The 19,795-nt window shown below is 72.5% G+C and carries 20 protein-coding genes; 9 read left to right on the top strand and 11 right to left on the bottom strand.

Translation table 11 applies throughout. The features are described 5' to 3' along the window. Nucleotides 1-2 precede the first annotated feature (2 nt). The 5 genes from VGN74_RS07605 to VGN74_RS07625 form a co-directional block, all read right to left on the bottom strand. A complete protein-coding gene (locus VGN74_RS07605) occupies nucleotides 3-1,235 on the bottom strand; it encodes a DUF418 domain-containing protein (protein WP_327446766.1) in 1,233 nt (410 codons plus the stop codon). 100 nt (nucleotides 1,236-1,335) lie between these two features. Further along, a complete protein-coding gene (locus VGN74_RS07610) occupies nucleotides 1,336-1,899 on the bottom strand; it encodes a phthalate transporter (protein ID WP_327446767.1) in 564 nt (187 codons plus the stop codon). Next, complete coding sequence (locus tag VGN74_RS07615) at nucleotides 1,896-2,774, bottom strand: 3-hydroxybutyryl-CoA dehydrogenase (protein WP_327446768.1); 879 nt, start codon at nucleotides 2,772-2,774, stop codon at nucleotides 1,896-1,898. Before VGN74_RS07615 ends, VGN74_RS07610 begins: the two co-directional genes overlap by 4 nt. Before the next feature lie 72 nt (nucleotides 2,775-2,846). Next, the gene (locus VGN74_RS07620; protein ID WP_327446770.1) at nucleotides 2,847-3,770 is read right to left on the bottom strand and encodes an electron transfer flavoprotein subunit alpha/FixB family protein; all 924 of its coding nucleotides are present in this window, start codon (nucleotides 3,768-3,770) and stop codon (nucleotides 2,847-2,849) included. 2 nt (nucleotides 3,771-3,772) lie between these two features. Continuing rightward, nucleotides 3,773-4,540, bottom strand: coding sequence for an electron transfer flavoprotein subunit beta/FixA family protein (locus VGN74_RS07625; RefSeq protein ID WP_327446772.1), 768 nt, complete (start codon nucleotides 4,538-4,540; stop codon nucleotides 3,773-3,775). Between the two features lie 119 nt (nucleotides 4,541-4,659). Between VGN74_RS07625 and VGN74_RS07630 the strand changes: the two genes are divergently transcribed. Next, the gene (locus VGN74_RS07630) at nucleotides 4,660-4,992 is read left to right on the top strand and encodes a hypothetical protein (protein WP_327446774.1); all 333 of its coding nucleotides are present in this window, start codon (nucleotides 4,660-4,662) and stop codon (nucleotides 4,990-4,992) included. Nucleotides 4,993-4,995: 3 nt separating this feature from the next. Here VGN74_RS07630 and VGN74_RS07635 read toward each other — a convergent pair whose 3' ends face one another. After that, nucleotides 4,996-5,568 (bottom strand): cob(I)yrinic acid a,c-diamide adenosyltransferase, encoded by a 573-nt coding sequence (locus VGN74_RS07635; protein WP_327446776.1) that lies wholly within the window; start codon nucleotides 5,566-5,568, stop codon nucleotides 4,996-4,998. A 4-nt stretch (nucleotides 5,569-5,572) separates the two neighbouring features. Then, a complete protein-coding gene (locus tag VGN74_RS07640; protein WP_327446778.1) occupies nucleotides 5,573-5,776 on the bottom strand; it encodes a twin transmembrane helix small protein in 204 nt (67 codons plus the stop codon). Nucleotides 5,777-5,907: 131 nt separating this feature from the next. Between VGN74_RS07640 and VGN74_RS07645 the strand changes: the two genes are divergently transcribed. Further along, nucleotides 5,908-7,068: a hypothetical protein gene (locus tag VGN74_RS07645; protein ID WP_327446780.1), complete on the top strand. Its 1,161-nt coding sequence runs from the start codon at nucleotides 5,908-5,910 to the stop codon at nucleotides 7,066-7,068. Here the strand turns inward: VGN74_RS07645 and ahcY are convergent, their stop codons facing one another. Next, nucleotides 7,069-8,460, bottom strand: coding sequence for an adenosylhomocysteinase (gene ahcY / locus VGN74_RS07650; protein WP_327446782.1), 1,392 nt, complete (start codon nucleotides 8,458-8,460; stop codon nucleotides 7,069-7,071). Between the two features lie 185 nt (nucleotides 8,461-8,645). Between ahcY and VGN74_RS07655 the strand changes: the two genes are divergently transcribed. Genes VGN74_RS07655 through VGN74_RS07670 form a run of 4 tightly spaced genes read left to right on the top strand, consistent with a single transcriptional unit; the run spans nucleotide 8,646 to nucleotide 12,457 of the window. Then, entirely contained in the window at nucleotides 8,646-9,989 is a 1,344-nt protein-coding gene (locus VGN74_RS07655; protein ID WP_327446784.1) for an amidohydrolase family protein, read from the top strand. Nucleotides 9,990-10,035: 46 nt separating this feature from the next. Next, on the top strand, nucleotides 10,036-10,959 hold the full coding sequence (locus VGN74_RS07660) for a glycerophosphodiester phosphodiesterase family protein (RefSeq protein ID WP_327446786.1): 924 nt from the start codon (nucleotides 10,036-10,038) through the stop codon (nucleotides 10,957-10,959). Nucleotides 10,960-11,013: 54 nt separating this feature from the next. Further along, on the top strand, nucleotides 11,014-12,024 hold the full coding sequence (bioB, locus tag VGN74_RS07665) for a biotin synthase BioB (protein ID WP_327446788.1): 1,011 nt from the start codon (nucleotides 11,014-11,016) through the stop codon (nucleotides 12,022-12,024). Nucleotides 12,025-12,058: 34 nt separating this feature from the next. Then, entirely contained in the window at nucleotides 12,059-12,457 is a 399-nt protein-coding gene (locus VGN74_RS07670; protein ID WP_327446789.1) for a Tat pathway signal protein, read from the top strand. A gap of 216 nt (nucleotides 12,458-12,673) precedes the next feature. On the opposite strand, the gene VGN74_RS07675 is transcribed toward VGN74_RS07670, so the two are convergent. The 3 genes from VGN74_RS07675 to ftsY all read right to left on the bottom strand — a co-directional run bounded on the left by VGN74_RS07675 (nucleotide 12,674) and on the right by ftsY (nucleotide 14,987). Next, the gene (locus VGN74_RS07675) at nucleotides 12,674-13,327 is read right to left on the bottom strand and encodes a MarR family winged helix-turn-helix transcriptional regulator (RefSeq protein ID WP_327446791.1); all 654 of its coding nucleotides are present in this window, start codon (nucleotides 13,325-13,327) and stop codon (nucleotides 12,674-12,676) included. Nucleotides 13,328-13,413: 86 nt separating this feature from the next. Then, nucleotides 13,414-14,043, bottom strand: coding sequence for an inner membrane-spanning protein YciB (locus VGN74_RS07680; RefSeq protein WP_327446793.1), 630 nt, complete (start codon nucleotides 14,041-14,043; stop codon nucleotides 13,414-13,416). After that, nucleotides 14,040-14,987, bottom strand: a complete 948-nt coding sequence (gene ftsY, locus VGN74_RS07685; RefSeq protein ID WP_327446795.1) for a signal recognition particle-docking protein FtsY — start codon at nucleotides 14,985-14,987, stop codon at nucleotides 14,040-14,042. The genes VGN74_RS07680 and ftsY overlap by 4 nt, the downstream gene beginning before the upstream one ends. Before the next feature lie 191 nt (nucleotides 14,988-15,178). On the opposite strand from ftsY, the gene VGN74_RS07690 reads away from it, so the two are divergent. The 3 genes from VGN74_RS07690 to VGN74_RS07700 all read left to right on the top strand — a co-directional run bounded on the left by VGN74_RS07690 (nucleotide 15,179) and on the right by VGN74_RS07700 (nucleotide 19,762). After that, the gene (locus VGN74_RS07690; RefSeq protein WP_327446797.1) at nucleotides 15,179-17,221 is read left to right on the top strand and encodes an NAD(+) synthase; all 2,043 of its coding nucleotides are present in this window, start codon (nucleotides 15,179-15,181) and stop codon (nucleotides 17,219-17,221) included. An 82-nt stretch (nucleotides 17,222-17,303) separates the two neighbouring features. Further along, on the top strand, nucleotides 17,304-17,966 hold the full coding sequence (gene rpe / locus VGN74_RS07695) for a ribulose-phosphate 3-epimerase (protein WP_327446800.1): 663 nt from the start codon (nucleotides 17,304-17,306) through the stop codon (nucleotides 17,964-17,966). A gap of 2 nt (nucleotides 17,967-17,968) precedes the next feature. Next, nucleotides 17,969-19,762: a heparinase II/III family protein gene (locus VGN74_RS07700; protein WP_327446802.1), complete on the top strand. Its 1,794-nt coding sequence runs from the start codon at nucleotides 17,969-17,971 to the stop codon at nucleotides 19,760-19,762. Nucleotides 19,763-19,795 lie beyond the last annotated feature (33 nt).

Below are 19,795 nucleotides of genomic sequence, written 5' to 3' on the forward strand. Positions count from 1 at the left end.
CGCTACCGCCGCAGCAGCGGCGGCAGGCGGCCGTAGGTCAGGCCGCGCCACAGCCATTCCAGCGGGCCCATCTCGAACCGGCTGAGCCACAGGGGCGACCAGATCAGCTGGACGACCCAGATCCCGCCGACCAGCATCCACAGGCCGGCCGGGCCCCAGGCCAGATCGCCGAAGGTCAGCGGGGCCCACGGCAGGTAGAACAGGCTGGCCATGATCAGGCTCTGGGTCAGGTAGTTGGTGAAGGCCATCTGCCCGACCGGGGCCAGCCGCCGGGTGATCACCCCGAGGCCGAAGCGGGTCATCAGGATCAGCACGCTGGCGTAGCCCAGGGTGATGACCCAGGCGAAGCTGGCGCCGACCCCGGACATCCCGGCCGAAGGGGTCTCGCCCGCCGGCGCATTGGCGTCCATCCAGGCGTTCGGGGCGAAGAAGGCCAGGTTGCCCGCCGCCAGCGCCGCCAGCAGCAGATAGACCCACACCGGGGCCCGGCCGGTGAAGAAGCCGGTCTTGAACAGCCCCAGACCCAGCCACATCAGGGCGATGGTCACGGGCGCGAGGAACAGGCTGAAGGTGGCCAGCAGCAGCCAGCTCCTGAAGTTCTCGATCTGCGCCGCCGGCCAGCCCGACTGGTAGGTGGCGATGGCCGCCTGGATGTCCTCGGGCGTCATGGCGAAGGGGTTGCCGCCAGCGCCCGCCCCGGCCTGACCGGCCATGGCCGCGGTGGCCCAGAGGGCCAGCGCCGAGAGCAGGGCGAACAGCAGGCTCAGCCCGCCGCCGACGAGGACCAGCCGCCGGCCCGACCAGGACCGCGCCAGCATGGCGATCAGGCCGCAGTAGGCGTAGTGCAGCAGGATGTCGCCCATCCAGATGGCGGCCCCGTGGATGGCCCCGAACAGGCCCAGCCACATCAGGCGCCGGTGCAGCACCGGCCCCTTCGCCTCGTCATGCCGCTCGCCGCCGATCAGGAAGATCGACACCCCGAACAGCATGGAGAACAGGCTGCGGAACTTGTCGCCGAAGAAGACGTCGACCACCCACTGGCCGGTGACGTCCGCCGGGCTGCCGGCCCACGGCCGCGCGAGGGTCGGGTCGAACTCGAGCGCCGACGGCCAGGCGAAGGTGGCGGCGTTGACCGCCAGGATCCCCAGCACGGCCCAGCCGCGCAGGATGTCGAGATAGATGATCCGGTCCTCGCGCCGGATCGGCGCCGGCGCGGCGGTGGTCGTGGCGGTCATGACGGCAAGCCCCCTTGTCACGATGACAAGTCAGCTTGACGCATTTCCGGTCCGGGGAAAACTGAATTCGCCGTAAGGCGGGGCCGCAAGCCCCTTGGCGTCAGCCGCGCTCGCCCATCAGCCCCAGACGGTCGCGCACCTCGGGCTGGGCCTCGAAGGCGATGAAGGCGCAGCACAGCCCGGCCCACAGGGCGTAGCTGACGCCGACGATCATCGCCACCGGCAGGCCGCCGACGCCATAGATCAGGATGGTGGTCTCGCTGGCCCCGGCCGCCTGGGCCACTCCCCCGGCCTCGAACCAGCCGAGCACGGTGACGACAAGGGTCATGCCCACCTGCAGGATCGCTGCGGCGGCCCCGCCGTACAGCAGGAAGCGCCAGACGATGCCGAGCCGGCTGTCCGGCCGGCCGCGGCCGTCCCGCTCGCGCGCCACCAGATACAGGGCCACCGGCGTGGCCACGAGGCCGGCCGCCAGGGCGATCAGCCGCCAGTCCATCTCCGGGCCCAGCGCCCAGGTCTCCGGCGGCCAGACCGGCAGGGTCAGGACCAGCGGCGGCCAGGCCGCCCCGGCCAGACAGGCCAGCACCACGAACACCGGCGCCGAGCCGCGCCAGCGCACCCGCGAGCGGCCGGGCAGGTCGGCGAAGCGCTCGGGCGGCTTCATCGGGTCGGCTCCGGAACCTCGCCGGAATAGTCGTAGAAGCCGCGGCCGGACTTGCGGCCCAGCCAGCCCGCCTCGACATACTTCACCAGCAGCGGGCAGGGGCGGTACTTGGTGTCGGCCAGCCCGTCGTGGAGCACGTTCATGATGGCCAGCACCACGTCCAGCCCCATGAAGTCGGCCAGCTCCAGCGGCCCCATCGGATGGTTGGCCCCGAGGCGCAGGGCCTTGTCGATCGAGGCCACATTCCCCACCCCCTCGTACAGGGTGTAGATCGCCTCGTTGATCATCGGCACGAGGATGCGGTTGACGATGAAGGCCGGGAAGTCCTCGGCCTCGGTGGTCGTCTTGCCCAGCGACTCGGCGAAGCTCACCGCCGTCTCGTAGGTGGCCTTGGACGTGGCGATGCCGCGCACGATCTCGACCAGCTTCATCACCGTCGCCGGCTTCATGAAGTGCAGGCCGATGAACCGCTCGGGCCGGTCCGTGGCCGAGGCCAGACGGGTGATGGAGATCGACGAGGTGTTGGACGACAGCAGGGTGTCGGCCCCGAGATGCGGCGTCAGGGCGGCGAACACCGCCTTCTTGACCGCCTCGTCCTCGGTCGCCGCCTCGATCACCAGATCGGCCCCGGCCGCCTCGGCCAGGGTCTCGACCGGACGGATGCGCGCCAGGGCGGCGTCGGCGTCGGCCACGGCCAGGCTGCCGCGGGCGACATTGCGCGCCAGGCTGGCGGCCACGGCGGCGATCGCCTGCGGCGGCCGCGCCGGGTCGGCGTCATAGAGGCCGACCTCATAGCCGCCCAGGGCCACGACCTGGGAGATCCCCAGGCCCATCTGGCCCGCGCCGATGACGGCCACTCGCCTGATCGCGCTCATCCGGACTGTCGTCCTCGCCTCGTGAAGAAGGACGGCCTTCTTACGCCATCCGCTCGCAGGCGCGAAAGACCCTTATCCGAGGGCGGACATGAGTTCCGGCACGGCGGTCTTGTAGTCCGCCACCCAGCCGAAGTCGGCAACCTGGAAGATCGGCGCGTCCGGGTCCTTGTTGATGGCCACGATGACCTTGGAGTCCTTCATCCCCGCGAGGTGCTGGATGGCGCCCGAGATGCCCACCGCCACATACAGGGCCGGGGCCACCACCTTGCCGGTCTGGCCGACCTGGTAGTCGTTCGGGGCGTAGCCGGCGTCGACCGCGGCGCGCGAGGCGCCCACGGCGGCGCCCAGCTTGTCCGCCAGCGGCTCGATCACGGCGCGGAACTCCTCGGCCGAGCCGAGCGCGCGGCCGCCGGACACGACGATCTTCGCCGCGCCCAGCTCCGGGCGATCCGACTTGACCATCTCGGCGCTGACGAAGCTGGCCTTGCCGGCGTCGACCGCGGCCACGGTCTCGACCGCCGCCGAGCCGCCCTCGCCCGCCGCCTTGAAGGCGGTGGCGCGCACGGTAATGACCTTCTTCGCATCCGACGACTGGATCGTCTCCAGCGCGTTGCCGGCGTAGATCGGGCGGGTGAAGGTGTCGGCCGAGACCACCTCGATGATGTCCGAGATCGGGGCCACATCCAGCCTGGCGGCGATCCGCGGGGCGTAGTTCTTGCCCTCGGTGGTGGCCGGGGCCAGCACCGCCTCATAGTCGCCCATCAGCGGCAGGACGGTGGCGGCGACCGCCTCGGCCAGGCCGTGGCCGACCTCGGCGCCGTCGGCGACGCGCACCTTGCGCACGCCCTCGATCTTCGCGGCGGCCTCGCCGACCGCCTTGGGGCCCAGCACCAGCACATCGACGTCGCCCGACAGGGCGCGCGCGGCGGTGACGGTCTTGTGGGTGGTGTCGCGGACGGCGACGCCGTCGTGATCGGCGATGACGAGCACGGCCATGGTTACAGCACTCCCGCTTCGTTCTTCAGCTTGCCCACCAGATCGGCGGCGCTCTCGACCTTGACGCCCGCCGAGCGCTTCGGCGGTTCGACCACCTTCAGCGTCTTCAGGCGCGGGGCGACGTCGACCCCGTAGTCGGCGACCGCCTTCATGGCGATCTCCTTCTTCTTGGCCTTCATGATGTTCGGCAGCGAGGCGTAGCGCGGCGTGTTCAGGCGCAGGTCGACGGTGACCACCGCCGGCAGCGGCGCCGCCACGGTCTGCAGCCCGCCGTCGACCTCACGGGTCACGGTGGCCTTGCCGCCGCCGATCTCCAGTTTCGAGGCGAAGGTCGCCTGCGGCCAGTCCAGCAGGGCCGCCAGCATCTGGCCCACAGCGTTGTTGTCGCCGTCGATGGCCTGCTTGCCCATCAGGACCAGCTCGGGCTTTTCCTCATCGACCACCGCCTTGAGCAGCTTGGCCACCGCCAGCGGCTCCAGGTCGGCGTCGGACTGGATCAGGATGCCGCGGTCGGCGCCCATGGCCAGGGCGGTGCGGATCGTCTCCTGCGCCTGGCTCGGCCCGATCGAGACCACCACGATCTCCGAGGCCGTGCCTGCGGCGTGATGCTCCTTGCCTTCCTTGAGCCGGACCGCTTCCTCGACGGCGATTTCGTCGAAGGGGTTCATGCTCATCTTGACGTTGGCCAGGTCGACGCCCGACTGGTCCGCCTTGACGCGCGCCTTGACGTTGTAATCGATCACCCGCTTGACCGGGACGAGAACCTTCATGAGCCTGTCCATAGGATCGCCGAAATGTTGAGGGAGGGAATGGGGACATCGCCCGCGCCTGTCAACGTGACGCGAGGTCAAGGGGCGGGCCGTCGGGGCCGCCTCGCACGGAGTTTTCGATGAGCCGCTACCTCAGCCTCAAGCGCCTGGGCATCCTGTTCTTCGGCCTGTTCGCCCTGTCGGTGACGGCGACCCTGGTGTTCCAGAGCTACTGGGTCGACCCGGGCGAGCGCTGCGAGGCCGGAGGCGGCTGGTGGGACATCGAGAGCCGCACCTGCGCCCGGCCGATCTACATTCCCGACATCACCGGCCGGCCTGCCGGCGTGACCCGCGCCGAGGCCTCGGACGCCGGCAACCGCGAGCTGCTGTCGCTGGAGCGCCAGGTGCGGGCCCAGCAGCAGGCCCAGACAGCGGCCCAGGCGGCGGCTCCGGCCGAAACCCCCGCGCCGTAACCGTCAGCGCGTCGCGCCGGGGACCCACTTCACGTCGTGCGCGCCGTCGTCATTGGCGCGGCGCCCGGCGCAGAACAGGTGGTCCGACAGCCGGTTGAGGTAGCGCAGGGCCTCGGGATTGAAGGCCACCCCGGCGCCTTGCGCCCGCACGCTGTCGCGCTCGGCCCGCCGCGCCACGGTGCGGGCCAGGTGCAGATGCGCCGCCAGCGCCGAGCCGCCGGGCAGGATGAAGCTGTCCAGAGGCGCCAGCCGCGCGTTCATGGCGTCGATCTCGGCCTCGAGCCGCGCGACCTGGCCGGCGACGATGCGCAGCGGCGTCCATTCCGGAGCCGGCTCCAGCGGCGTGGCCAGATCGGCCCCGAGGTCGAACAGCTCGTTCTGTATCCGCCCCAGCATGGCGTCGAGCTCGGGGTCCGCCGCCGTGTGCAGCCGCGCCAGCCCCAGCGTCGCGTTGAGCTCGTCGACGGCCCCATAGGCTTCGACCCGCGGGTCGGCCTTGGACACGCGCGCGCCCCCGACCAGGCCGGTCTGGCCGTCGTCGCCGGTGCGGGTGTAGATGCGGTTCAGCCGGACCATGCCGTCAGCCGCCCTGGGTGGACTTCCACCACATGCCGGCGACCAGCAGCAGCACCGCCAGCGCCTGCAGCCCGACCCGCAGCCGCATCAGCTTGTTGGACTGGCTGCGCGCCTCCGCCCCCGGGGTGAACAGGGCCTTGAGCCCGAAGCCCAGGGTCACCGCCACCGCGCCGATGGCCAGCAGGATCAGGATGTCGAACACGGTCATGGCTGCAACCTAGGCCTCCGGGGCCCGCCGCGCCAGCGACGAGACGCCGCGTTAACCCCCGGTCCACCCTGTCGGCTGACGGCCCTGCAACCTTTCCCGCGCAGGGTGTGCCCCGCCGTCGAGGGGGACTGATGCGCGACCGGACCATACGAAACCTGGCCCACCTGCAGACGTCGGGGTCCAGCGCGCGCCTGCTCAACCTGCACCGGGTCCACCGCGAGCATGGCCGCACGCCCGAGTGGGCGGCCGAGCCCCTGTTCCGCGACCGGCTCCTGAACCGCGCCCTGATCGTCAAGCACCGCCTGCGCCGCGACGAGCTGCAGCGCTTCCGCGGCCGCCGCTTCGTGGCCACCAAGATCATCCTGCCGATCGACCCTGACGACCTCAGCGCCGGCGGCCGCTACATGTTCGTCGGCCAGGCCGAGTATCCGCGCACCCTGGCCCAGAACTTCGGCCTGCGGCTGGAGGACGAGGACGCGCGCCGGCTCGAGCTGCTGGACCGGCTGCCGGCGCTGGATCCCTTCCTGCTGCGCGAGTATCTGCGCGGCCACGGCGTCGAGGCGGCGGGCTGCTACTTCGACCTCAGCCCCGGCGACGCCGAACGCATGAAGGCCTTCGTCAACCGCGAGATCGCGCCGCTGGTCGACCTCAGCCTCGGCGACGAGTTCGACCTGGCCATCGAGAACCCGGTCGGCCGCCTGACCGCCCGCATCCTGTCCAGCGAGTCCGACCGCGACCTGGCCCTGCTGGGCCGCACCTTCCGCATGGCCCCGGCGCAGTACCGCGAGGGCGTCTTCTGCTGGAAGGGCTTCCTCTACTACAAATGGATGCTCAGCCGCATCGTCGCCGAGGTGGCCGAAGTGGCCGAGGCGGTGCGCACCGTGCGGCCCCAGGGCCGTCTCGACGCGGCCGTGTCCGCCGGGCTGGACCGCAGCCGCACCCAGATCCGCGACCGCATCATCGAGGCCTGCGAGGCCTCGACCCTGATGCTGGCCACCTATGACCGGGCCTATGAGGCGCTGGTGGTGGGCGGGCGGCCCGAGGGCTTCCGCGACTTCCTGCTGCGCGCGCCCGGCCTGTTCGCCCGGCTCGGCGAGCGGCTCGGGGCCATCGAGCACATCATCAGCTTCTGGCGCTACCGCTTCCAGCGCGGCAAGACCCAGCCCGACGCCGGCGAACTGATGGAGCTGTTCGCCGACTTCGAGATCAGCCTGGGCGGCGGGGCCGGCGCCAGCCGGCCCGCCCTGCTCCCGGCGCCGCGGCTGTTGCCGGCGCCGGGCCTGGCCGCCTGATCAGTAGCGGTAGTGCTCGGGCTTGAACGGCCCGGACACCGGCACGTTGATGTAGCTGGCCTGCTCGGCCTTCAGCACCGTCAGCTTGGCCCCCAGCTTGCCCAGGTGCAGCGCCGCGACCTTCTCGTCGAGGTGCTTGGGCAGGGTGTAGACCGCCTTGTCGTAGGCCGACTTGTTGGTCCACAGCTCGATCTGGGCCAGCGTCTGGTTGGTGAAGGACGCCGACATCACGAAGCTCGGGTGGCCCGTGGCGTTGCCGAGGTTCACCAGACGGCCTTCCGACAGCAGGATGATCTTCTTGCCGTCCGGGAATTCCACGTGGTGGACCTGCGGCTTGATCTCGTCCCACTTGAAGTTCTTCAGCCCGGCGACCTGGATCTCCGAGTCGAAGTGGCCGATGTTGCAGACGATGGCGTTGTTGCGCATCGCCCGCATGTGATCGACGGTGATGACGTCCTTGTTGCCCGTGGCGGTGACGAAGATGTCGGCCTTGTCGGCCACGTCCTCGAGGGTCTGGACCTCATAGCCTTCCATCGCCGCCTGCAGGGCGCAGATCGGGTCGATCTCGGTGACGATCACCCGGGCCCCGCCCTGGCGCAGGGAGGCGGCCGAGCCCTTGCCCACGTCGCCGTAGCCGCACACCACCGCGACCTTGCCCGACAGCATCACGTCGGTGCCGCGGCGGATGGCGTCCACCAGGCTCTCGCGGCAGCCGTACAGGTTGTCGAACTTCGACTTGGTCACGCTGTCGTTGACGTTGATCGCCGGGAACGGCAGCTCGCCGCGCTCGGCCATCTGGTAGAGGCGGTGCACGCCGGTGGTGGTCTCTTCCGACACCCCGCCGATGGCGTCGCGGATGGCCGAATAGAAGCCCGGCTTCTCCTTCAGGTACCGCTTCATCACCTTGAAGAGGGCTTCCTCCTCCTCGTTCTGCGGATTGTCGAGCACCGAGGCGTCCTGCTCGGCCTTCGGGCCCAGCACGCACAGCAGGGTGGCGTCGCCGCCGTCGTCGAGGATCAGGTTGGGATAGCCGCCGTCGGCCCACTCGAAGATCTTGTGGGCGTAGTCCCAGTACTCCTCCAGCGTCTCGCCCTTGACGGCGAACACCGGGGTGCCGGCCCGGGCCACCGCCGCGGCGGCGTGGTCCTGGGTCGAGAAGATGTTGCACGAGGCCCAGCGCACCTCGGCGCCCAGCGCTTCCAGCGTCTGGATCAGCACCGCCGTCTGGATGGTCATGTGCAGCGAGCCGGCGATGCGCGCGCCCTTCAGCGGCTGCGCCTTGCCGAACTCGTCGCGCAGCGCCATCAGGCCGGGCATTTCGGTCTCGGCGATGGCGATTTCCTTGTCGCCCCAGTCGGCCAGGCTGATGTCGCGGACGATGTAGTCGGGCATGGGAGCTCCTGTTCGGGGGGCGTCGCCGGGGCGCGCCGGGCATGGGCGCGCCTATAGACGCTGGCGGCCACAGGAGCAACAAACCCATAAGGATGTCTTTATATGTCCCTCCGGACGCCTCCGCGGCGCGCTGGCGTCCCGCCTCGTTCTGCGCTCTAGTCCGGGCTTCGACGGGGGGACTGACGATGCGGACATGGACAGCGCGCCTGGGGGCGGGTCTGGCGAGCGCGGCGGCGCTCTTGGCCGGGGCGGCGGCGGCGCAGGAGACGCCGGCCGTGGAGGGCCCGGTCACCCTCGTGCACGCCGGCCGGCTGCTGGACCGGCCCGGACAGGCCCCGCGCGGCCCCTCGACCCTGGTGATCCGCGACGGCCGCGTCGTCGAGGTGCGCGACGGCCACGCCGACCCCGCCGCCTTCCCGGGCGCCACGGTGGTCGACCAGTCGGACCGCTTCGTCCTGCCCGGCCTGATCGATAGCCATGTGCACCTGACCTCGGACCTCGGCGGTCAGGCGCGCTTCCTCGCCGGGATCACCGACAACCTGCCGGCCCACGCCTTCCGCGCCGCCGAGAATGCGCAGAAGACCCTGATGGCCGGCTTCACCACCGTGCGGAACCTCGGCGACAGCGGCGGCGTCACCCTGGCCCTGCGCGACGCCACCGCCGGGCATCGCCTGCCGGGCCCGCGCATCGTCGACGCCGGGGAGAGCATCTCGACCACCTCCGGCCACATGGACGGCCGGCTGGGCTTCAACGACGACTTCCGCGAGCACATCGACCACGACAACGTCTGCAACGGGCCGGAGAGCTGCCGCGAGGCGGTGCGGCTGCAGGTCGGCCGCGGCGCCAATGTCATCAAGATCGCCACCACCGGCGGGGTCAACAGCCGCATTGGCGCCGGCCTCGGGGCCCAGATGTTCGAGGACGAGGCCCGCGCCCTGATCGAAACCGCCCACCTCTACGGCCTGCGCGTGGCCGTCCACGCCCACGGCGCCGACGGGATCAACCTGGCCCTGCGGCTCGGCGCCGACTCGATCGAGCACGGCACCATCTTCGACGACGAGACCCTGCGCCTGTTCCGCCAGAGCGGGGCCTACTACGTCCCGACCCTGTCGACGGTGAACGGCTATCTCGAGCGGCTGGCGGCCGACCCCAACGCCTATCCGCCCGAGGTCATGCCCAAGATCCGGTGGCGCATCGAGATCACCGGCCAGTCGCTGGCCCGGGCCGTCCCGGCCGGGGTGCGCATCGCCTTCGGCACCGACGCCGGGGTGTCGAAGCACGGCCGCAACGCCGACGAGTTCGGCCTGATGGTGCGCTACGGCATGACGCCGATGCAGGCGCTGGAGGCGGCCACGGTCAACGCCGCCGACCTGCTCGGCCTCGCCGACGAGATCGGCTCGCTGGAGCCCGGCAAGCGCGCCGACCTGATCGCCGTCGACGGCGACCCGCTGCAGGACGTGACGGTCCTGACCGACGTCGACTTCGTCATGCGCGACGGCCGCATCTATCGCGACGACGCCCGCGACTGAACGCGCCGCATCGACAGGCGGGGGCGGACCGTGGCATCGGGCCGCCATGATCCGTTCGTCCGCCGCCGTCGCCGCCGTCGCTGTCCTGCTCGCCGCCTGCGCCGGCGCCCCGGTCGCCGCCACAGGGCCCGCAGCCGGCGAGGCGCTGACGTCGCGCTTCGACTGCCTGCGCCAGGATGAGGCCCTGCTGGTCTCGGCCCACCGCGCCGTGTGGGACGCCTCGACGCCGGAGAACTCGCTGGCCGCCATCCGCCGCACCGGGCGCGAGATCCCCGGCGTCATGCTGGAGATCGACGTCGCCCTGACCGCCGACGGGGCGCTGGTGCTGATGCATGACGACGACCTCGACCGGACCACCGACGCTTCAGGAGATGTCGCCGATCTGACCCTCGCCGAGATCCGCCGCGCCCGCCTGACCGACGCCACGGGCCGGGTCACGGACGAGGCCCCGCCGACCCTGGCCGAGGCCCTCGCCGCCGTGCGCGAAGTCGGGGGCGTGGCCTCGATCGACTTCAAGATCGAGGACGACGCCGACCGCCTGTTCCGCGCCGTGGTCGCCGCCGTGCGCGAGGCCGGGATGCAGCAGGCGGCGGTGCTGATCGCCCCCTCGCGCGACGCCGCCACGACCCTGCACCGGCTGGCCCCGGAGCTGACCCTGTCGGTCCCGCTGCGCGCCGCCGGGGACCTCGACGGCCTCGACCCGGCCCGGGTGCTGGCCTGGACCGGCACGTCCGAGCCGCGGCCCGAGCTGTGGACCGCGCTGGCCGCCCGCGGCGTCGAGCCCATGTTCGGCACCCTCGGCCGCGCCGGCCGCCGGCTCGACGACCGCTACGCCGCCGACGGCGACCCGTCCGAGTACGCCGGTCTGGCGGCGCAAGGCGTGGCCATCCTCGCCACCGACACCCCCGGCGCCGTGCGTCAGGGGGCCCCGGACGCCGTCGCCCGCGCCTCGGCCTGCCTCGTCCGCTGATACGACCCCGTGAGCGGCTTGGCGGGGCCCGCCCCCGCTGCTAGGCCCCGGGCCATGACCCGTGACCCCGCCCTGCCCCGCCACGACTGGACCCTCGACGAGGTCGAGGCCCTGTTCGCCCGCCCCTTCATGGAGCTGGTGTTCGAGGCGGCGGCGGTGCACCGCCGCACCTTCGACCCGTCCGAGATCCAGGCCTCGCGCCTGCTGTCGATCAAGACCGGCGGCTGCGCCGAGAACTGCGGCTACTGCAGCCAGTCGGCCCATTTCGACACCGGCCTGAAGGCCGAAAAGCTGATGGACGCCCGGGCCGTCCTCGCCGAGGCCATGGCCGCCAAGGCCGGCGGGGCCAGCCGCTTCTGCATGGGGGCCGCCTGGCGCGAGCTGAAGGACCGCGACACCCCGAAGCTGGCGGCCATGATCGCCGGGGTGAAGGCGCTCGGGCTGGAGACCTGCGCCACCCTTGGCATGCTCACCGCCGACCAGGCGAAGCAGCTCAAGGCGGCCGGTCTCGACTACTACAACCACAACCTCGACACCGGGCCGGAGTACTATGCCGAGGTGGTCACCACCCGGACCTACCAGGACCGGCTCGACACCCTGCAGCACGTGCGCGACGCCGGCATGGCCACCTGCTGCGGCGGCATCGTCGGCATGGGCGAGACGCGCCGCGACCGCGCCGGCCTGCTGCACGCCCTGGCGACCCTGCCGGCCCATCCCGACAGCCTGCCGGTCAACGCCCTGGTGCCGATCACCGGCACCCCGCTGGGCGACCGGGTCAAGGCCGAGGGGACGATCGACGGCATCGAGTTCGTGCGCACCATCGCCGTGGCGCGGCTGGTCTGCCCCCGGTCGATCGTGCGCCTGTCCGCCGGGCGCGAGACCATGTCGGCCGAGCTGCAGGCCCTGTGCTTCCTCGCCGGGGCCAATTCCATCTTCGTCGGCGGCCGCCTCCTGACCACGCCCAACCCCGGCGAGGACGCCGACGCCGACCTGTTCGCCCGCCTCGACCTCAAGCCCATGGGGGCCGATCCGGCCGTGGCCGTGGAAAATCGTCCGGCCGCGTAACCGCTTCTTCAGTCTGCGGCGCCAGACTGCAGACATGGATCGTCGCGCCCTCCTCGGCCTCGCCGCCCTCACCGCCGCCACCCTGCCCGCCCCGGCCAAGGCCGGGGGCGGCGGAGGCGGCAATGCGCCCGCGGCCGCCTATGTGCGCCTGCCGGTCACCACCGCCTCGATCACCCGCAGCTCGGGCAGCCGCGGCGTGCTCACCATCGAGGCCGGCATCGACGCCCCCGCCAATCTGGCCCTGCGCACCACCCAGTCGGTGCCGCGCCTGCGCGCCGCCTTCGCCGAGGTGGCGCAGCGCCTCGCCAACGAGACCCGCGCCGGGTCGCCGCCGGATGTGTTGCGGCTGTCGCGGGACCTGCAGGCCGAGGTCGACCGCGTGCTGCGCGGCCCCGGGGCCCATGTGCTGCTGGGCACCGTGATGCTGAACTAGGCGCGTTCCCGAACCTGACGAGATCTCGCGTCGGACGATTCCCAAAGCGTCGTCATCCCCGGGCTTGTCCCGGGGGCCCATCGCTCCGCGAGGCGCGGTCAGTGGATCAGGGCTGGCGGACCGTAGAAAGCTGCCCGGGGCTGCGCGTGACCCTGCCATGGGCCCCCGGGACAAGCCCGGGGGTGACGATCTGGAGGATCATCGGGCGCCCCGGCCTCAGGCCGCGTCGGGCTCCGGCGCGGCCTTGATCTTGTCCGGCCTGGCCTTGTCGCCCTTGCGCCTGGCGCCCTTGCCCTTCGCCTTGGCCGCCTTGCGCTCCAGCGCCTCGGCCGCCTTGCGCGCCGCCTTCTCGGCCTTGCGGGCCTCCTTCTCGGCCTTGCGCGCCGCCTTGGCCGCCGCCTCGGCCTCGGCCGGCGCGCTTTCGGCCGCCGCGGCCAGCTCGCCGAGCACCTCGAGGAAGGCCTCGCGCCGCCCCTTGGGCAGCAGCGCCAGGATGCGCCGGTCCGCCGCCTCCACCCGCGGCCGGGCCGCCTCCAGCGCGGCGCGGCCCTCCGGCGACAGGCTGACGGCGTTGGCCCGGGCGTCGATGACCGAGCGCTCGCGCACCAGCAGCCCCTTGGTGGTCATCCGCGCCACCAGATCGGCCAGGGTCGAGCGGTCGATGCCCGTGGCCTTGACCAGATCGGTCTGGGTCAGACCGTCCTTGAGGGCGCACGCCTCCAGCACGGCGAACTGCCGCTGGGTCGGGGCGTCCGGACCGGTCTCCTCCGCATAGATATCCAGCGCCAGCTGCAGCACCCGGTGCAACTGATGGCTCGGCGATCGCGCCAGCGCGCCGAGCGTCGCCTCGGCCTTCTTGCCCTTCACCATGCCGGAATCCCCGTTTCGGTCGGGGGATGGCTAGCAGGCCGCCTTGACGGTTTCGAGACAGGCGGTCCGTGGACGGACCCGGCGGCTCACAAGCCGGCGTCGGGCGAGGTCGGGGCCGGCGACTCCTCCGGCTCATCCTTGATCATGTGCTTCATGATGTAGATCACCTGCCAGATGCCGAAGGCCGCCGAGGCCAGCCACAGACCGCCGCGGAAGCTGACCCAGACGTCGTCCGACTGGGTCCGCCAGATCACTTCGTTGACGATGGCCACCGCCGCGAAGAACAGGCCGTAGCGCAGGGTCAGGCCGCGCCAGCCGGTCTCGGTCAGGCGGAAGGCGCTCTCCAGCAGGTATTTGAACGGATAGCGGCGGAACGGCAGCGAGCCGAGCAGCACCGTGGCCAGCAGCCCGTTCTGGATGGTCAGCTTGAGCTTCAGCAGGGTCGGGTCGTTGAACAGCAGGGTCAGCCCGCCGAAGATCAGGGCGAACCCCCCGGCCAGCAGCGGCAACGGCGCCAGCCGGCGCTCCACCAGCCAGCCGACGATCAGGGCCAGGGCCGAGGCCCCGACCAGCACCCAGGTCGCCTCCACCAGCGCCTGCTGCCCGTCCAGCCCGCGCACGAACCGGTGCACCAGATAAGCCCCGAGAAAGGCCACCAGCGCCCCGAAGTCGACGGCCTGGCGGATGCCGCGGCGGGTGTCGGTCGTCGCGCTCATGCCTCATCCTCCGCGGGCAGCCCCATAAGCGACCGGGCGAAGGCCCGGGCGTCGAACGGCTGCAGGTCGTCGATCCCCTCGCCGACCCCGATCAGCTTGATCGGCGCGTCCGAGGCCTGGGCCACCGGCACCAGCACCCCGCCGCGCGCGGTGCCGTCCAGCTTGGTCATGACGAGGCCGGACACATAGGCCGTCCGACCGAAGATCTTCTCCTGCTCCAGCGCATTGCGCCCCACCGTGGCGTCCAGCACCAGCAGGGTCTCGTGCGGCGCCTCCGGATCGACCTTCTTCAGCACCCGCACGATCTTCAGCAGCTCGTCCATCAGGGCCGACTTGTTCTGCAGCCGCCCGGCGGTGTCGATCAGCACCACGTCGAAGCCTTCCGCCCTGGCCTTGACGAAGGCGTCATAGGCCAGCCCCGCGGCGTCGGCCCCGTCGCGCCGGCTCTCGAAATGGGCCCCGGCCCGCTCGGCCCAGACCTTCAGCTGCTCGCGCGCGGCGGCGCGGAAGGTGTCGCCGGCGACGATCATCACCTTCGCCCCGCGCCCGGTCAGGTCGGCGGCGATCTTGCCGAGCGTCGTGGTCTTGCCCGAGCCATTGACCCCGACGAACAGGGTCACGAACGGCTTCGGCCCGGCCAGCGGCTCATAGCGCGCCTGATGCCCCGACAGCTCGTCGGCCACGGCCGCGGCCAGCGCCGTCTTGACCTCGACCTCCGACGGATTGGGTCCGAAGCGCAGCTCTCGGAAGCGGGCGACGATGCGATCCGTGGCCGCCGGCCCCAGATCGCTCTCGAGCAGATGTTCCTCCAGCCCTTCCAGCGCCGCCTCGCCCAGCGGCTCCTTCACAAAGGCCGAGACGACCTGGTCGGTCATCTGCTTCGAGGAGCGGCTCAGGCCCTCGGTCAGCCGCGAGAGCCAGCCCTTCTTGGGTGCGTCGGTCATACGCCCTGCCTAGACTACCGCTCATCCCCGCGAAAGCGGGGACCCGGTTCTTTGGCGCGGCCCTCCGCCGTCATCCCCGGGCTTGACCCGGGGATCGAGTTGTCGGCAGGCATGCGGCCGGCGGGTCGCCTCCCGGCCGGCGAGCGGCTGCGCCCTTGATCCCCGGGTCAGGCCCGGGGATGACGGAGCCCATGATGAGCCACCCCTTCCACAGCCCGCACACCCACGGCTTCGTCCGCGTCGGGGCGGCCACGCCGGTGGTGCATCTGGCCGATCCGGCCGCCAACGCCGAGGAGCATCGCCTGTGGATCGCCGCGGCCCAGGCCGAGGGCGTCGAGCTGCTGGTGTTCCCCGAGCTGTCCCTGAGCGGCTATTCGATCGACGACCTGCACCTGCAGGGGGCCATGACCGCGGCGGTCGAGGCGGCCCTGCTGGACCTGGCCGCGGCGGCGAAGGATCTGGTGGTGGTGGTGGGCGCCCCGCTGCGGCTCGGCGACCGGCTCTACAACACCGCCGTGGTGCTGGCCGGCGGGCAGGTGCGCGGGATCGTGCCCAAGACCTATCTGCCCAACTACCGCGAATACTACGAGAAGCGCTGGTTCGCCCCGGCCGGCGGCGACGATCCGGCCGAGGTGCGGCTGGGCGAGACCTGGGTGCCGTTCGGGACCGACCTGCTGTTCGAGGTCGAGGACCGCGACGGCTTCGTCTTCGGCGCCGAGCTGTGCGAGGACTACTGGGCCCCGCTGCCGCCCTCCACCCGCCAGGCGCTGGGCGGCGCCCGCATCCTGCTCAACCTGTCGGCCTCCAACGTCCTGATCGGCAAGGCGGAGGACCGCGCCGTCCTGTGCGCCAGCCAGTCGGCCCGGGCCGTGGCCGCGTATGTCTTCACCGCCTCGGGCTGGGGCGAGTCGACCACCGACCTGGCCTGGGACGGCCAGGCCACGATCCACGAGCTGGGCGCGCGCCTGGCCGAAAGCCCCCGCTTCGCCCTCGACGGGGCCCTGACCGTGGCGGACGTCGATGTCGACCGCATCGGCCTGGAGCGGCTGCGCAGCGGCACCTTCGCCGACTGCGCCCGGCGCGAGCTGGAGGCCGACAGCTTCCGCCGCATCGCCGTGCCGGCCCCGAGCGTGGCCGTCGCCGGCCCCCTGCGCCGGCCGCTGGACCGCTTCCCCTTCGTGCCCGACGACCCGGCCCGGCTCGACCAGGACTGTTTCGAGGCCTTCAACATCCAGGTCCAGGGCCTGATGCGCCGCCTCAAGGCCACCGGCGGGCGCAAGGTGGTGATCGGCGTCTCCGGCGGGCTGGACTCGACCCAGGCCCTGCTGGTCGCGTGCCGCGCCTTCGACCGGCTGGAGCTGCCGCGCACCGGCATCCTCGCCTTCACCCTGCCCGGCTTCGCCACCTCGGACGGGACGAAGGCCAACGCCTGGGCCCTGATGCAGGCGCTGGGCGTCACCGCCGCCGAGATCGACATCCGCCCGACGGCCATGACCATGCTGGAGGCGATCGGCCACCCCTTCGCCGGCGGCGAGCCAGTCCACGACATCACCTTCGAGAACGTCCAGGCCGGGCTGCGCACCGACTATCTGTTCCGGCTGGCCAACCAGCACGGGGCCTTCGTGGTCGGCACCGGCGACCTGTCCGAGCTGGCGCTGGGCTGGTGCACCTATGGCGTCGGCGACCACATGAGCCACTACAACGTCAACGCCGGGGTGGCGAAGACGCTGATCCGCCACCTGATCCGCTGGGTGGCGGCGCGCGAACTGGTCGGGGCGGCGGCGACCCCGACCCTGCACGCCATCCTCGACACCGAGATCTCGCCCGAGCTGGTGCCGGCGACCGACGGGGCGATCCAGTCGACCGAGGCGACCGTCGGCCCCTACGCCCTGAACGACTTCTTCCTGTTCTACCTGTCCCGCTTCGGGCTGAAGCCGTCGAAGGTGGCCTGGCTGGCGCTGCAGGCCTGGGGCGACCCGGCCCGCGGCGACTGGCCGGCGGGCACGCCGCAGGACGAGCGGGTCGCGTACGACCTGCCGACCGTCCGCCACTGGCTGGAGAAGTTCCTCGTGCGCTTCTTCCAGACCAGCCAGTTCAAGCGCTCGGCCCTGCCCAACGGGCCCAAGGTCATCAGCGGCGGCTCCCTGTCACCGCGCGGCGACTGGCGCGCCCCCTCGGACGCCCCCGCCGCGGTCTGGCTGGCCGAGCTGCGCGCCCATGTGCCGGACGCCTGAGACGGGTCCCGAAGCGGTTCCCGAGGCGGTTCCGGCCGCCGCAAGGCTTGCCCCGTCCCCGGCATCCGCCTAATCCCCGGGCATGGTCCAGCCCCTGATCTGTCCCTCCATCCTCGCCAGCGACTTCGCCCGGCTGGGCGAGGAGGTCGCCGCGCTCGAGGCCGCCGGCGCCGACTGGGTCCATGTCGACGTCATGGACGGCCACTTCGTGCCCAACCTGACGATGGGCCCGGACATCGTGAAGGCCCTGCGGCCGCACACCTCCCTGCCGTTCGACGTGCACCTGATGGTCGCCCCGGTCGACCCCTGGCTGGAAGCCTATCGCGCCGCCGGGGCCGAGGTGCTGAGCGTGCACCCGGAAAGCGGCCCGCACCTGCACCGCACCCTCGGCCGCATCCGCCAGCTGGGCGCCCGCGCCGGCGTCGTGCTCAACCCCGGCACCCCCGTGGCCGTGGTCGAGGAGGTCATCGACATGGTCGATCTGGTGCTGATCATGTCGGTCAACCCGGGCTTCGGCGGCCAGAGCTTCATCGACAGCGCCCTGCGCAAGATCGCCCGGGTGCGCGCCCTGCTCGACGCGGCCGGCTCGCCGGCGGTGCTGCAGGTCGACGGCGGGGTCACCGCCGCCAACGCCGCCGCCTGCGTCGACGCGGGGGCCACGGCCCTGGTCGCCGGCACAGCGGTGTTCCGCGGCGGCCCGTCGGCCTACGCCGCCAATATCGCCGCCCTCAAGGGCGCGGCCTGACCGTGGTCCAGCCGGTCGCGGACGTCCCCCCCGGCCTGCCCGGCGCCCCGGTCCGCACCCCGGTGCGGGCCACAGGCGCGGCCACCGGCCCGGCCCTGTGGCCGGCCATCGCCAGCCGGATGCTGTCGCGCCAGCTGTGGGTCGAGCTCTATGGCCTGCCCGGCTACGCCCTGACCCTGAAGGGGGCCGGCAAGACCGCCGCCTTCGCCGCCAGCCCGCGCGATCCCCGACCGCACGAGCCGACCCTCGGCAAGCTGATGCTGGGCGGCCGCCTGACCCTCGCCGGGGCCAGCCTCGACCTCGCCCCCGGCGCCGACCCCTTCAACCGCATCTGCCCGACCAAGGCCTTCGCCATCGAGCTGCACGAGTTCGCCTGGCTGCCCTCGCTGATGCTCAACGGCGAGCGCGGCGCGCGCGAGGCGGTGCGCCTGACCCAGCTGTGGCAGACCGGCTTCAGCCGCTGGTCGCCCTTCGCCTGGGCCCCGGAGATCCTCGCCCGCCGGGTCTTCAACCTCGCCGCCGCCGCCCGCCGCATGGGCCAGGTCTGCGCCGAGGCCGACCGGCTGGCCCTCGCCGACCTGCTGGCCCGTCAGGCGCGCCAGCTGCTGCGCCCGCCCGGAGCCCTGGCCGACCGCGCGCCGCGCCTGACCGCCGCCGCCGTCGCCGGCTGTGTCATCAGCGGCCCCGTCGGCGCCCGGCTGCGCCGCCGCGCCCTGGCCCGGCTCGGCCCGGCCCTCGCCCAGACCGTCGCCGGCGACGGCGGCCACGCCGCCCGCAGCCCCGAGGCGGCGCTGGAGCTGCGCCTCGACCTGCTGACGCTCGAGGACGCCCTGGCCCAGGTCGGCGAGACCGCCCCCGAGCCGGTGCTGGCCGCGCTGGAGCGACTGGCCCGCGGCCTGATACGGCTGACCCTGCCCGACGGCCGGCTGGTGGCGTTGCAAGGCGGCGGACCGGCCAGCGCCGCGCGCGTCGCCGCCGCGCTCGCCGACCGCGAGGCCGCCCCCGAGGCCCCCGGCCCGGGCGCCACCGCCGGCTTCCGCCGCATCGCCAGCCCGCTGCTGACCCTGATCGCCGACGCCGCGCCGCCGCCCCGCGGCCCCTGGGGCGGGACCGCCTGCGCCCAGCCGCTGGCGCTGGAGATCGTCTGCGGCCGCGACCGGCTGGTCAGCGGCTCGGCCTGGACCCCGCGCGCCGTCGAGCGCCAGGCCCTGCGCCTGACCCCGGCGGCCTCGACCCTGACCCTCGGCGACGGCTCGCTGGGCGAGCCGCTCGGCGGCTGGCGCGCCGACCTGCTGGGGCCGCGCCTGATCGGGGCCGACCTCAAGGTCACCGAGCAACACCGCGAGGCCGAGGGCGCCGTCTGGCTCGAGCTGGAGCACGACGGCTGGGTCAAGCCCTACGGCCTGCTGCACCAGCGCCGGCTCTATCTCGACCAGCGCCTCGACGAGCTGCGCGCCGAGGAGCGGCTGCATCCGGCCCCCGGTTACGGGCGCGGCGAGTCCCATGCTGTGCGCGTCATCGCCGCCCCCTACGCCGTACGCTTCCATCTCGAGCCGGGCGTCCAGGCCTCGCTGGCGCGCGACCGCCGCTCGATCCTGCTGCGCGGCCATTCCGGGCGAGGCTGGTGGTTCCGCACCGACGGCCCCGATGTGGCGATCGAGCCCTCGGTCCATGTCGAGGACGGCCTGACGCGCCGCGCCTTGCAGATCGTGGTGCGCGGCTCGGCCCGCACCGACGCGGAGACGCGCATCCGCTGGAAGCTCAACCCCGCGGGCGGAGCCGGCGACCCCACCTGAATCCCGCCGGTTGGCGAACGCCGCGTTTGCGCC

Origin of the sequence: Brevundimonas sp. (assembly GCF_035998205.1) — a bacterium.
Lineage (GTDB): Bacteria > Pseudomonadota > Alphaproteobacteria > Caulobacterales > Caulobacteraceae > Brevundimonas.

What these genes read in the sequence shown, in the direction of transcription:
- VGN74_RS07645 (WP_327446780.1), top strand. Translation starts at nt 5,908, where the DNA reads ATGCGCGACCGGACCATACGAAACCTGGCCCACCTGCAGACGTCGGGG.
- VGN74_RS07605 (WP_327446766.1), bottom strand. Translation starts at nt 1,235, where the DNA reads ATGACCGCCACGACCACCGCCGCGCCGGCGCCGATCCGGCGCGAGGAC.
- VGN74_RS07630 (WP_327446774.1), top strand. Translation starts at nt 4,660, where the DNA reads ATGAGCCGCTACCTCAGCCTCAAGCGCCTGGGCATCCTGTTCTTCGGC.
- ftsY (WP_327446795.1), bottom strand. Translation starts at nt 14,987, where the DNA reads ATGACCGACGCACCCAAGAAGGGCTGGCTCTCGCGGCTGACCGAGGGC.
- VGN74_RS07635 (WP_327446776.1), bottom strand. Translation starts at nt 5,568, where the DNA reads ATGGTCCGGCTGAACCGCATCTACACCCGCACCGGCGACGACGGCCAG.
- VGN74_RS07670 (WP_327446789.1), top strand. Translation starts at nt 12,059, where the DNA reads ATGGATCGTCGCGCCCTCCTCGGCCTCGCCGCCCTCACCGCCGCCACC.
- VGN74_RS07660 (WP_327446786.1), top strand. Translation starts at nt 10,036, where the DNA reads ATGATCCGTTCGTCCGCCGCCGTCGCCGCCGTCGCTGTCCTGCTCGCC.
- VGN74_RS07615 (WP_327446768.1), bottom strand. Translation starts at nt 2,774, where the DNA reads ATGAGCGCGATCAGGCGAGTGGCCGTCATCGGCGCGGGCCAGATGGGC.
- VGN74_RS07620 (WP_327446770.1), bottom strand. Translation starts at nt 3,770, where the DNA reads ATGGCCGTGCTCGTCATCGCCGATCACGACGGCGTCGCCGTCCGCGAC.
- VGN74_RS07655 (WP_327446784.1), top strand. Translation starts at nt 8,646, where the DNA reads ATGCGGACATGGACAGCGCGCCTGGGGGCGGGTCTGGCGAGCGCGGCG.
- VGN74_RS07690 (WP_327446797.1), top strand. Translation starts at nt 15,179, where the DNA reads ATGATGAGCCACCCCTTCCACAGCCCGCACACCCACGGCTTCGTCCGC.
- VGN74_RS07675 (WP_327446791.1), bottom strand. Translation starts at nt 13,327, where the DNA reads ATGGTGAAGGGCAAGAAGGCCGAGGCGACGCTCGGCGCGCTGGCGCGA.
- VGN74_RS07680 (WP_327446793.1), bottom strand. Translation starts at nt 14,043, where the DNA reads ATGAGCGCGACGACCGACACCCGCCGCGGCATCCGCCAGGCCGTCGAC.
- VGN74_RS07640 (WP_327446778.1), bottom strand. Translation starts at nt 5,776, where the DNA reads ATGACCGTGTTCGACATCCTGATCCTGCTGGCCATCGGCGCGGTGGCG.
- VGN74_RS07610 (WP_327446767.1), bottom strand. Translation starts at nt 1,899, where the DNA reads ATGAAGCCGCCCGAGCGCTTCGCCGACCTGCCCGGCCGCTCGCGGGTG.
- ahcY (WP_327446782.1), bottom strand. Translation starts at nt 8,460, where the DNA reads ATGCCCGACTACATCGTCCGCGACATCAGCCTGGCCGACTGGGGCGAC.
- bioB (WP_327446788.1), top strand. Translation starts at nt 11,014, where the DNA reads ATGACCCGTGACCCCGCCCTGCCCCGCCACGACTGGACCCTCGACGAG.
- rpe (WP_327446800.1), top strand. Translation starts at nt 17,304, where the DNA reads ATGGTCCAGCCCCTGATCTGTCCCTCCATCCTCGCCAGCGACTTCGCC.
- VGN74_RS07625 (WP_327446772.1), bottom strand. Translation starts at nt 4,540, where the DNA reads ATGAAGGTTCTCGTCCCGGTCAAGCGGGTGATCGATTACAACGTCAAG.